We start from the raw sequence: 13,351 nt of genomic DNA, 5'->3' as shown, positions 1-13,351 counted from the left end.
GCGCGGAAAGCAGAGATTTGTTATATTATCCATGCGGAGGTGTTCATGCCCGGTGCAAAGAAGATGCCGGCGCGTGACGAAACAAAATAACACCAGAAAGGAACAAAGCAAATGAGAGAATTTGAACAGTGGGATGGCTTTACCGGAAGACTCTGGAAAGAAGGCATCGACGTACGTGACTTTATTCAGAACAACTATACTCCATATGACGGAGATGAGAAATTCCTGGAGGGACCAACAGAGGCTACAGACCGTCTGTGGGGCAAATTACAGGAACTCCAGAAAGAAGAGCGTGCAAAAGGCGGCGTTCTGGATATGGAGACAGACGTTGTAAGCGGAATCACAGCTTACGGCGCAGCATATATCGATGACAGCATGAAAGATCTGGAGCAGGTAGTTGGTCTTCAGACAGACAAACCGCTGAAACGTGCATTTATGCCGTATGGTGGAATTAAAATGGCTGAGCAGTCCTGCGAGACTTACGGCTACAAACCAAGCGAGAAGCTTCATGAAATTTTCACTAAATATCACAAAACACATAACCAGGGTGTATTCGACATCTACACACCAGAGATGATGAAAGCCCGTCACAATAAAATTCTGACCGGTCTGCCGGATACCTATGGCCGTGGCCGTATCGTAGGCGACTATCGTCGTGTTGCTCTGTACGGTATTGATTACCTGATCGAGCGCAAAAAAGCAGATTTCGCTGCAACCAACCGTCAGGGAATGCGTCGTGGTGACTTCCAGTTAAGAGAAGAGATCGCAGATCAGGTAAAAGCACTTCAGGAAATGAAAGTTATGGCACAGTCTTATGGCTACGACATTTCCCAGCCGGCTAAAAATGCAAAAGAGGCTGTTCAGTGGCTGTACTTTGGATATCTTGCAGCAATCAAGACCCAGAATGGTGCTGCAATGAGCGTTGGCCGTGTATCTACTTTCCTCGACATCTACATCGAAAGAGATATCGAAAAAGGTATCCTGACCGAGAAAGAAGCTCAGGAGCTGATCGACCATCTGGTAATGAAATGCCGTATGGTTAAATTTGCAAGAATTCCGTCTTACAATCAGCTGTTCTCCGGTGACCCGGTATGGGCTACTCTGGAAGTTGCCGGTATGGGAATCGACGGACGTTCTATCGTTACAAAGAACGATTTCCGTTTCCTGCATACACTGGAAAACATGGGACCGTCCCCAGAGCCGAACCTTACTGTTCTGTACTCTGAGAATCTTCCGGAAGCTTTCAAGAAATATGCAGCTCATATTTCTGTACAGACAAGCTCTATCCAGTATGAGAACGATGATGTAATGCGTCCGGTATGGGGCGATGATTACTCCATCTGCTGCTGTGTATCTGCTACCGAGACCGGTAAGGAGATCCAGTTCTTCGGCGCTCGTGCAAACCTTGCAAAATGCCTTCTGTACGCTATCAACGGCGGTAAAGACGAGAAGACAAAACAGCAGGTTGCTCCGGAATATCAGCCGATCACCAGCGAGTATCTGGACTATGATGAGGTTATGAAGAAATACGACGTTATGATGGACTGGCTGGCTCATCTGTACGTTGGAACTCTGAACATGATCCATTACATGCATGATAAATATTACTATGAAGCAGCAGAGATGGCTCTGATCGATACCGATGTAAGACGTACCTTCGCTACCGGTATTGCAGGATTCTCTCACGTAGTAGACTCCTTAAGCGCAATCAAATATGCAAAAGTTAAAGTAATCCGTGACGAAGAAGGCATGGCAGTTGACTTCGAGACAACCGGCGACTTCCCAAGATACGGTAATGACGATGACAGAGCAGATGAGATCGCTGTATGGCTGCTCCGCACCTTCATGGACAAACTGAAATACTGCCATACCTATCGTGATTCTGAGCCGACTACCTCTATCCTTACCATTACTTCCAACGTTGTATATGGTAAAGCAACTGGTTCTCTGCCGGATGGAAGAAAAGCTGGTGAGCCTCTGTCTCCAGGAGCTAACCCGTCTTACGGCGCAGAGAAGAGCGGACTTCTTGCTTCCCTGAACTCTGTAGCAAAACTGCCGTATGAGGATGCTCTGGACGGAATCTCCAACACCCAGACCATTAACCCGGGTGCACTTGGACATAACGACGAAGAGCGTACCGAGAACCTGGTACACGTTCTGGACGGATACTTCGAGCAGGGTGCACATCACCTGAACGTAAACGTATTCGGAACCGAAAAACTGATCGACGCAATGGAGCACCCGGAGAAACCGGAGTATGCAAACTTCACAATCCGTGTATCCGGCTATGCAGTTAAATTCATCGACCTGACAAAAGAGCAGCAGATGGACGTAATTGCACGTACCTGCCACGATCATATGTAATTTCTGAAAATGTTATTTCTAAAGCCCCCGCGGCCGCAGCAATGCGGCTGTGGGGGCTTTTTGTATATCGGTGCTTGAATTCCAGTAAAATCCACTTGATTTAGAGTACATAAAATGAGAAAATTTATCAGATGCAGAACGCTAATTGAAAAACTTTTATCAAGTAATTCATAGCGTAAGTTACGAGTTAATGTTATAATACCAAAGTTAGAATTTCCTAACATAAGAAAAAATGGAGTTTTATTTATGAAAAAGAAAATTGTTGCAGCATTTTGTCTTGCCATGGTGATGACGGTCGGCGGATGTTCCGGTGCGGGGACAGCAGCGCAGCCGGAGAGCAGTGAAAGTCAGACACAGCCGGCGTCTGTTTCGGAGTCTTCGAGCAGTTCTGACGCTTCGGAAGAGAATTCCACGCAGAAATCCGCATCATCCACAGCTTCTTCCGATGCCGCAGATGCATCGAGCAGCCGAGACATTTTTGCGATGGATACGTACATGACGGTCACTGCCTATGGTCCGAATGCAGAAACGGCGGTGGATCAGGCGCAGCAGGAGATTGAGCGGCTGGATGCACTTCTGTCGACCGGAGAGGAGACGAGTGAAGTAGCGCAGATCAATGCAAACGGCGGCGGAACCTTATCGGAGGATACCACCTATCTGCTGGAACGCTCGCTGGATCTGTATGACAGCACAAACGGCGTTTTCGACATCGCAATTTATCCGATCATGGACGCCTGGGGTTTTACAACCGGAAATTATACGATTCCTTCGGATGAGACGATCGAAAGCCTCCTTCCGCTGACCGATGCCAATGATATCCTTTACGACAAGGACAGCGCATCCATCAGCTTTGCCAAGGACGGCATGAAAATTGACTTCGGCGGAATCGCAAAGGGCTATACCTCCGGCAGAATCGCCGATATTTACCGGGAATGCGGTGTGACGAGCGGGCTCATCAACCTCGGCGGAAACGTTCAGGTTGTCGGCACGAAAACGGACGGCAGTAAATGGCGCGTTGCCGTGCAGAGTCCGGAGGCAGAGGATGATTATCTCGGCATTCTCTCGACGGCCAACCGGGCGGTTATTACTTCTGGCGGCTATGAGCGGTATTTCGAACAGGACGGCATGAAATATCATCACATCATCGATCCATCGACCGGTCATCCGGCAAATAACGGTCTGGTGTCGGTGACGATCGTAAGTGCTGACGGAACACTGGCGGATGGCCTTTCTACTTCTCTTTTCATCATGGGGAAGGACAAGGCGGCCGAATACTGGCGTGCACACAGCGATGAATTTGACACCATTCTGGAGGATGAGGACGGCGTTCTGTATGTAACCGAAGGAATTGCTGACGATTTCACATCCGATCACGAGACAAACATTATCAAGAAAGACGGTGATACATAACCATGGGAAAATGGAAAAAACTGACAGCATTTGCACCGGCTCTCGCGGCAGTTATCGTAGCAGCCTGTGCCGGTATTTCGCTGAACGGCTACACTGCACCGGTTTACGCCGTAGAGCAGCCGGAGGCACTGGTGACACCGGAGCCGGAACAGGATACCGATGCAGCGGAAAAGAAAGATGATACAAAAAAGAAGGACGATACCAAAAAGACAACCGATACCGAAGCAGAACTTGTCGCAGCCGTCGGTTCCGGCAGCTTTGAGCTGGCGGACGGAACGTACGAAGGAAGCGGAACAGGTTTTGGCGGTACGATTACAGTCTCTGTCGTATTGAAAGACAAAACGATTCAGTCGATCTCGATTGTAAGCGCTCCCGGCGAGGACGCAGCTTTCCTGAACCGTGCGAAGGGAGTTATCGACCGTATCATCGCATCCCAGAGTGTGGATGTGGACACGGTTTCCGGTGCAACTTTCAGTTCAAAAGGTATCCTTGCAGCCGTGAAAAATGCACTGACCGGTCAGGAGGACACTTCAGAACCGGCATCCGCATCAGGAGCGGCAGGCGGCGGAGCCTCTGCCGGCGGAACCGTTACAGTATCTAAAATCGAAGAACCGGCTGCCTACCGGGATGGAACGTATTACGGAACCGGAACAGGATTTGGCGGCACAATGAAAGTCTGCGTTGTTGTCAGCGGCGGAAAAATTGCTTCGATTGATATTGTGGAAAACAGCGATACGCCAAGCTACCTTTCCAGTGCTTCCTCTCTGATTTCGACGATTATCTCAACACAGAGTACGAATGTGGATACGGTCTCCGGCGCGACATACAGCTCCCGCGGTATTATTGAAGCTGTGCGGAGTGCCTTAAGTCAGGCGGCAGTGAACGGGTCTTCCAGTACAAACGGAGGAAGCCAGAGCAATACAAACAACGGAAACAACAGCCAGAATAATAATCAGAACAATAACAATTCGTCTGCATCCAAGGGAAGTTTCCCTTATCAGGACGGAATTTATTACGGCACGGCCGCCGGTTTCCAGGGAGACATCAAAGTGGCGGTAGCCCTGCAGGATCAGACGATCAAAGCGGTACTGATTCTGGAAAACGAAGATGACGAGACATTCTTCAACCGTGCCAAAGTCGTAGCGGACCGCATCGTAGACGGACAGAAAACCGATGTGGATCTCGTATCCGGCGCAACGTACAGCTCCCGCGGCATCCAGAACGCAGTAAAACAGGCGCTGGAAAATGCGAAGAAGGCAACAAACGGCGAGACCGTTCCGGATAACGGAACGAGCAGCGGCGGAACCACAACGATTCCGGAAGGAAAATTCCCATACGAGGAAGGCATTTACTACGGAACCGGCGAGGGCTATCTGGGAGACATTACAACGGCAGTTGTCATTCAGGATGAGACGATCAAGGCAATTCTCGTGACCGAGAGTGAAGATGACGAAGCATTCTTAAAACGCGCAAAACAGACAGCAAAGGACGTTGTGAAAAACCAGACACTGGAAGTTGACACCGTTTCCGGCGCAACCTACAGCTCCAGGGGAATTCTTGCGGCAATCGAGGAAGCTTTAAAAGAGGCAGAACGCGTAACTGAGGAAAAGAAAAATCCAACCCCGACACCGACGGAAACACCAACCCCGACCGAAATCCCGGAGCCAACTGAGACGCCAACACCAACCCCGACGGAAACTCCGGAACAAAAGATCTATCAGGACGGCGAATACACAGCGATTGCCGTCTGCGAGCCGGATGAAGATGAAGATTTTACCGCTTATCAGCTTTCTGTGACGGTAACAATTGAAAACGATAAAATCGTAGCGTTAAGCAACATCACCGGTGACGGAGACAGTCAGAATGCCTCCTACATCCGCCGCGCATCCGAAGGAACCTCCAAAATCAAAGGCGTTTCCGCTCAGATTCTGGAAACCGGAACGCTTGAAAACATCGACACCGTTTCCCGTGCAACCTGCTCCTCAAAAGCCATTCTTGAGGCATGCCGGAATGCGCTGGATGCTGCGAAAGTAACGCAATAAAGGGGAAAACAGATGAGACAATTGATTGTTCGTTTTTTGAATGTCGCTGTCATTGCTGCTGTTCTGATCGGCTACAATACCGTACTCGATAAAAGAGACAAAGAGGATCAGATCGCGCGGCTCTCGGCAGAGCTTGAGACGACCCAGCTTCAGAAGGAAAATCTGCAGGCCGCAGCAGCTGCATCCAACACGGCGGATACGGCCGCAAGTGAAGCAGCAGAAGCAGAAGGGCAGTACGTGGACGGTACGTATGACGGTGAAGCTGACGGCTTCGGCGGCACCATTGCAGTTGAAGTAACCGTAGAGGGCGGCCAGATTACCGATCTTGCCATCACATCCGCCGACGGCGAGGACAGTGCGTATCTGTCAAACGCGGAGGCGATCATTCCAAAGATTATTGAGGCACAGTCCGCCGATGTTGATACGATCAGCGGAGCAACATTCAGCTCCACCGGTATCAGAAATGCGGCGCAGGAAGCAATAGAAAAGGCGGAGAAATAACATGAAAAATTTAGATCTATCCACATTACCGGCAAAGAAGAGAAAACAGATCGTTTCCTGCCTGCGTGCCGGAATCCAGCTTTTATATTTCCTGTTTCTTCCGTCAGTATTTACCGCTGCATTTAACGGAGTGAAATACATTTTTACGCAGCTTGGACAGGGTGAAAAAATTGAGATGACCGCGTTTGTGTCGGCTCTGCTCCTTGTCTGTGCATTTACGATTGTTTTCGGCAGATTTTTCTGCGGTTTTGCATGCGCTTTTGGAAGTCTGGGGGATGCAATGCACGCAATTTATGGTATAATCTGTAAGAAACGTAAAAAGAAGCCCAGATGCATCAAACCGGAACTGGCAAAAAAACTGGCGCTGGTCAAATACGGCATTCTGCTTCTGATTGCTCTTTGCTGCTTTGCAGGAGTTTATCAGAAAGCAAGAGGAACAAGCCCGTGGGATGTCTTTTCCATGCTGCATGCGGGAAATTTCCGACTTTCCTCTTATATTCCAGGCATTGTTCTTCTGGTGCTGATCCTGGTCGGCATGTTCTTTGAGGAGCGCTTTTTCTGCCGTTTCCTGTGCCCAATGGGAGCTGTCTTTTCTCTGCTTCCGATCCTGCCGTTCTTTACTCTGCACCGGAAACGCGAAAACTGCATCCGCGGCTGCAGCGCCTGCACGAGACAGTGCCCGTCAGCGGTGGAACTGCCATCCGATGGATACGTGGAGATCTCCGGCGACTGTTTCCAGTGCCAGAAATGTATTGATACGTGTCCGAAAGGTAATATCCGCTGCGGGGTAAAGGAATTTCACGGAAATGAAATCCTCTTTACGCTGTTCCGTGCTGTATTCCTGCTGACACTGCTGTTATGGGCTGGCATCTGATTCAGAATAAGGAAAACTATATGAAGAAAAAAGATCTGATTCTGGCAGGCGCCGTTCTGCTCCTGGCTGGAATCCTTGCCCTGGCGCTTCGGCTGCCGAAAACGGAAAATGGAAATACCATGAAAGTCACGGTGGACGGCGAAGTCTACGGAACGTATTCACTCGCAGAAAATCAGACCGTGAAAATTCAGACGGGTCACGGAACGAATGTCCTGGTGATCGAAAACGGAAGTGTCCATATGGAAGAAGCTGACTGCCCGGACGGCTACTGCAAAAGACAGGGTACGATTTCCCGGGTAAATGAGACGATCGTGTGCCTGCCGCATAAGCTGGTTGCGGAGGTAGAAAGTGACGGATCCACAACGGACGACGCCGACGATGCGCCGGATGTGATTGTAAAATAATACCAGCTTAGAAGAAAGGAATTGGAATTTATGAGAGACAGCCGCACTGCAAGCAGAAAAATTGCCTTATGCGCCATGCTGATGGCACTTGCCATGATCTTCAGTTATGTGGAGGTACTGATCCCGATCAACCTCGGTGTTCCTGGAATCAAACTCGGCATTGCCAATCTGGTTGTAGTCGTCGGCCTCTTTTTCCTTCCGGCAGGGGAAGTCCTGATGATTTCCGTCGCCCGCATTCTTCTGATGGGGTATCTGTTCGGAAATGGAATGTCCATCCTTTACAGCCTTGCCGGCGGGCTTTTGAGCTTTCTTGTGATGCTTCTGCTGAAACACATCAAGGGCTTTAGTATCACCGGCGTAAGTATTGCAGGAGGCGTGACGCACAATGTCGCGCAGATCTGCGTGGCGGCTCTCGTGGTGCAGAACCGCAAACTGTTCTATTATCTGCCGGCGCTTCTCGTGGCCGGAGTCATCACCGGAATGCTGATCGGAATCCTTTCGGACCGCATTCTTTCTGCGGTAAAACGCGAGGGACGAAAGAGTTCTTCGCGGTGAAAACTCCATAAGTTCTTCGCGGTGAAAACTCCATATCTACGGAATTTTTTCTGTGTGGGAACGAAAATCATCCCACAAACTTCACAGTATCGGATCATTAAATAGTAAAAATACTCAATAAGCAGAATCTGTGCCTCTTTTGAGAAAAAATAATCAGTTAAGAGTTAGACAAAACGATCAAAAATTAGTAGAATAATCTACGGTTAGTTAAAACAATTATTGATTAGTGAAAACTAATATAATAATGAAGGACAGTTTTGCCCCTGTTTTTCCTGCAAAACTGTGGAAAAGGAAAAAGGAGGAAGTTATGATCAAAAGAAAAGAACTTCAGAAAAAATCATTAGCAGCCGTAATGGCAGCTTCCATGACCATGAGCCTGCTCCCGGGAACCGCACTGGCGGATGCTACAAGTGGCGTGCTGGCAGATGGCACTTATGAGTCTACGGCTCATGTTACCAGAACTGCAGAAGACGATGAGGATGAGAATGCATGGGATGAATATGACGTTAATGTCAAAATCACAGTTGCAGACGGTAAGTTTTCTGATATTGCAGTAACACCTGGTTCTGGATACAATACAGAAAATGCTACATATTTTAAAAAAGCAGCTACAAACAGCAAAGGCTTTAAAACCAAATTGCTTGGACAGGCAGCAACTATCGAAAATATTGAAGGATGGGATATCGTATCGGGTGCAACCAGAACGTCTAATGCAGTAAAAACTGCGGCTCTTGCAGCAACCCAAAAAGCAACCCCAACTCCAGCAGCAGTAGACACTGCAGCTCTTGAAAAAGCAATCGCATCTGCCGAAGCATTAAAAGAAGCTGATTACACTGCAGATTCCTGGAAAGCTGTTCAGACAGCACTTACCGCAGCAAAAGCTGCTCTTTCTGCAAAAGAGTCTCAGGCGGCTGTTGATACTGCAGCAAACACACTGAATACTGCAGTAAAAGCTCTTGTAAAAGCTCCGACTCCGACTGTAACTCCGACAGCTACACCTACCGCAACACCAACAGCTACTCCGACAGAAACACCTTCCGAGCAGGTATCCTATGTCCTGATGAACATTCCGTATGATAAATTTTACGCTGCAGATGTAAATAACTCTGTTCCGGTAGATGTATTTTCCTCTGCAACACTGAACAAAACAAGAACATCAAGCCTTGCCGGCGGCTCTTATCATTCCAATGCAGATGGAAGTGCGATTAACGGTATCACCTTCCCGGTAAAAGTAACAGGAGTGGATCTTTCTAAATTTAAGAAAGTTACAGATTCTGATTCTGTAAGTATTACAGTAACAAACCGTGGTCAGACATCTACACAGACATACACCGGAAAAGACGCCTTATTTGAAAACTCAGACTATGCATATTATGTATTAAGCGAAGCACCTTCTTACTACAAAGAAGCAACGGTAAATGCAGATGGCTCTCTTTCTTTTGGAAAAACAGTTGGAACTGCAATTGAACTGACCAATGTATCTCCGGAATTTATGACTGAATCAAAATATGGAGATTATCAGCTGGATCTCGACGGACTGGAGAACACGATTGATGTTGGAACCGATCAGATCTATGGTGTTATTGTCAGCACGAAAGAAGGCAATGACTATGGTATGCGTCATGTGGAAAATATCTGGCGCGGAACAGAGCTGGCATGGTCAACTGGATTTACAACGCAGGTACATGGCTGCCCGACTTCTTCTGCACATTACAAGAGCATGATGGGACAGCATATCAATAAGGTTACGTATTATACCAGCAAAGGAATCTACACGATTCCGGTGAATGATATTTTTGTTCCGACAAAATTTGAGGCAAGTGTATCCGTAGAAGACGCTTCTCTTTCCGCTGGAAAGACAACGATGACCGTAACTGGACTTCCGGCTGATTATGATGCAGAATATTCCGTAGATGGTCTGGATGGATTTGCAGTAGACGGAAATACCATTTCTTATTCCGCAAATGCGAAAAAAGGAAGGTATACTCTGACGATTCATGATAAAAAAGGTGTTTATGCAGATCTGACACAGAGCTTTACTCTGTATACAGATGCAATGCCGGCTGCTTACAACGAAAAAGGAAGTGCTCCGGCGCTTGTAAAAGCAGAGAATGCATCAGAAGATGACTTTGCTGATTATATCAAGAACATCACTTCGGTAAAAGTAAATGGAAAAGAATATGCAGCAACTGGAAAACGGAAAACAATTCTGATCAAAGAAGACGGTACGCTTGATCTGACAGCTGCCGCTTTTGCAGAAGGAAATAAATTTGAAATCGAAGTAACTGCAACAGGTTACAAGACGCTTTCCTTTACTTATGAGAAGAAAGAAACAACATATAAATATGTATATGCAGGTCTTACCTGGGCTGAGTATTGGGCAGCAGAAGGAGTTCAGGCGGCAGGAAGCGACGCTGGTTCGGATGAAACTGACAGTCGCGAAGAAAGTGATAAAGGCGCTTTTGATGTTGTAACCCGTGCGACCACAAACCATGGACTGCACAGAGGAAGCTTCCAGTGCGCAGCGACTATCTACATGAAAGATGGCACAACCTATGATGTGGCATATTATACCGCAGCAACCACGGCAGTTCTGACCAACGGCGAGACCGTAACTTACGATAAGAGCCAGATTGATCATTATGAAGTAAAAGGTCTGAAATATGTGCCTGTAAAAGTTTCGGAAGATGATTACGAAGATTTCTGCAAAAAGTATGTTGTGGTAGAAAACGGCGGAACACTTTCCGGTGGATTTTCTGAAAATAAACTGCAGAGCTATACAGGCCTGGTTGCAGATGTAACAGAAAACACAAACGGTCTGAAGATAGCAGTGAAAAATGCAGATGGAAGCTTCTCCTTCTCTGCAAGAACAACAGGAAGTGAATCCGGAATCAAAGATCAGGCGCTGAAGACAGCTCCGGATGCTGAGACCGTAGGACTGACCGTGAAAGAAGCCAAAGGTTCTTATGGAGAATTCCTTCGCGTAGATTTAACGGGAAATTACGGCGATCTGGCTGCTAATCTGCAGACCGTAACCTGGACTTATTACGGTGATGATTCCACTTATACGAATGCAAAAGCAACGTATGGAACAAAATTCGCAGCAGATAACTGGATGCATAAAGTAATGGGAATTCAGCTTGGCCTTACCGATTCCCTGCGCTGCACTTTACCGGAGGGAACGGATGGAACCGGTTATTGGAAGATTACGATTCATGCACTTGGCTATGCAGATGCTTCCTACACTTTTGAAGCAACTAAAGCGAATATTGTAGGAGCTGATCCGGTAGAGAGCACAGCAGCACTGGAAGAGGCAATTGCAAAGGCAGATACACTGAATAAAGAGCTTTACACGGAAACTTCCTGGAATAATATGCAGACAGAACTGGCAGAAGCAAAAGAAGCATTGGAGAAAAAACAGAGCCAGGGAACCGTAGACGAAGCAACAGAGCATCTGAATGCAGCAATCGAAGCACTTCAGTCCCAGTATGTATTAATGAACATTCCGTATGCTGAGTTCTATCAGGCAGAGGTTCATAACGATATTCCAGTAGATGCATTTACTTCCGCAACCAAGAACAAAACAAGAACAGCCTCCCTTTCCGGCGGATCTTACCATGTGAATGCAGACGGAAGCGATATTACAGGTATCACCTTCCCAGTAAAAGTAACAGAGGGTATGGATCTGAGCAAATACACGAAAGTGACAGATGAGGATTCTGTAGAAATCACTGTTACCAACCGTGGACAGACATCCACCACAACGTATACCGGAAAAGATGCACTGTACGAAAATGCAAGCTATGCATATTACACCTTAAATGAAGTTCCATCTTATTACAAAGAGGCATCTGTAGATGCAGACGGAAATGTAACCTTTGGTGCTGTTCAGGGAGCTGAGGCAACAAAGCTGGAAAATGTAACAGCAGAGCTTTCTACTGAGACTAGATATGGTGATTATCAGCTTGATCTGGATGGTATTACTGATACAATCAAAGCAGGCGAAGATACCGTATACGGTGTTGTTGTCAGCACAAAAGAGGGCAACGATTACGGAATGCGTCATCTGGAGAATATCTGGAGAGTGTCTGAGTTGGCATGGAGCACTGGATTTACCACAAGCGTTCATAATTGCCCGACTTCTTCTGAACATTACAAGAGTATGATGGGACAGACAATCAACAAGATTACATACTACACCAGCAAGGGAATTTATGAAGTTGATGCAGATGTATATGTACCGGTTAAGTTTACAAACGAATTCTCTGTAGAGAATGCTTCCGTAACAGCTGGAAATACTTCTGTTAAACTGGAAGGCCTGCCGGATGATTACGATGCTGTCTATACAATAGAAGGTCTGGCGGGAACCGTGTCCGGTGATACTCTGTACTTCAAGAATGCAGAGAAAGGTTCTTATACATTGACTGTCAGCGATAAGAATGGTAAATATGCAGATCTTTCCGCAGACTTTATCCTTTACACGGAAGAGATGCCGGCAGCATTTAACGAAGATACGACAACACCGGGTCTGCTTAAGAACGGGGATGCAACAGATGAAGAGTTTGCAGATTATCTGAAGAACATTACCTCTGTTACTGTAAATGGAAAAGCATATGCAGCAAGCGGAAGAGGAGCTGTTGTACTGTTCAATGAGGATGGTTCCTTAAAGACAGATGCAGTACCGTTCGCAGAGGGCGATTCTTTTGAAATTACAGTTTCTTCACTGGGATATCAGGATCTTAGCTTCACCTGGAAGAAATCAGCAGAAGAGCCGACTCCTACTCCTACAGAGACCCCAACCGTAACCCCGACCGAGACTCCGACTGTTACCCCGACCGTAACCCCAACTGAGACTCCGACGGTTACACCTACAACAGCACCAACCACAACCCCGACGACTGCTCCTACCACAATACCTACGACGCAGCCGACGAAGACCCCGACAAGCACCCCGAAAGCAACATCTACTCCGCTTGCAAGTAATAAAGTATCCAATACCTCTACTTCCAAGAAGAGCGATAATGCAAAGACCGGTGATGCTACCAACATCTGGGGATGGGTAAGCATGGCAGTTGCATCTCTTGGCGCTGGCGGACTTGGATTCAAACTCCGCGGCAGAAAGAAAAAAGACGACGAAGAGTAATTCAGAACGAAATGACTGAGAAATTCTTCTGACATAAGAAATCACAGAAACCTCTGTT

The 13,351-nt window shown here is 47.3% G+C and carries 8 protein-coding genes; all 8 read left to right on the top strand.

The genetic code is table 11. The features are described 5' to 3' along the window. Positions 1 to 111 precede the first annotated feature (111 nt). The 8 genes from pflB (at position 112) to DW743_RS09630 (ending at position 13,293) form a co-directional block, all read left to right on the top strand. The gene (gene pflB / locus DW743_RS09665) at positions 112 to 2,364 is read left to right on the top strand and encodes a formate C-acetyltransferase (protein WP_117761493.1); all 2,253 of its coding nucleotides are present in this window, start codon (positions 112 to 114) and stop codon (positions 2,362 to 2,364) included. A gap of 246 nt (positions 2,365 to 2,610) precedes the next feature. Continuing rightward, complete coding sequence (locus DW743_RS09660; RefSeq protein ID WP_117761494.1) at positions 2,611 to 3,774, top strand: FAD:protein FMN transferase; 1,164 nt, start codon at positions 2,611 to 2,613, stop codon at positions 3,772 to 3,774. Between the two features lie 2 nt (positions 3,775 to 3,776). Next, positions 3,777 to 5,816, top strand: a complete 2,040-nt coding sequence (locus DW743_RS09655) for an FMN-binding protein (protein WP_117761495.1) — start codon at positions 3,777 to 3,779, stop codon at positions 5,814 to 5,816. A 12-nt stretch (positions 5,817 to 5,828) separates the two neighbouring features. Beyond that, positions 5,829 to 6,317: an FMN-binding protein gene (locus DW743_RS09650; protein ID WP_055228158.1), complete on the top strand. Its 489-nt coding sequence runs from the start codon at positions 5,829 to 5,831 to the stop codon at positions 6,315 to 6,317. Between the two features lies 1 nt (position 6,318). Further along, a complete protein-coding gene (locus DW743_RS09645; protein WP_117761496.1) occupies positions 6,319 to 7,191 on the top strand; it encodes a 4Fe-4S binding protein in 873 nt (290 codons plus the stop codon). A 20-nt stretch (positions 7,192 to 7,211) separates the two neighbouring features. Continuing rightward, positions 7,212 to 7,595: a NusG domain II-containing protein gene (locus DW743_RS09640; protein ID WP_055266101.1), complete on the top strand. Its 384-nt coding sequence runs from the start codon at positions 7,212 to 7,214 to the stop codon at positions 7,593 to 7,595. Between the two features lie 30 nt (positions 7,596 to 7,625). Then, complete coding sequence (locus DW743_RS09635; protein ID WP_117508942.1) at positions 7,626 to 8,150, top strand: Gx transporter family protein; 525 nt, start codon at positions 7,626 to 7,628, stop codon at positions 8,148 to 8,150. Positions 8,151 to 8,457: 307 nt separating this feature from the next. Continuing rightward, complete coding sequence (locus DW743_RS09630; protein WP_118760259.1) at positions 8,458 to 13,293, top strand: penicillin-binding Tp47 domain C-containing protein; 4,836 nt, start codon at positions 8,458 to 8,460, stop codon at positions 13,291 to 13,293. Positions 13,294 to 13,351: the final 58 nt, after the last annotated feature.

This window comes from Blautia sp. AM28-27 (assembly GCF_003480905.1).
GTDB lineage: Bacteria > Bacillota > Clostridia > Lachnospirales > Lachnospiraceae > Fusicatenibacter > Fusicatenibacter saccharivorans.
The sequence above is the reverse complement of the archived record's forward strand: the minus strand, read 5'-3'. Positions and strand labels throughout refer to the sequence as shown.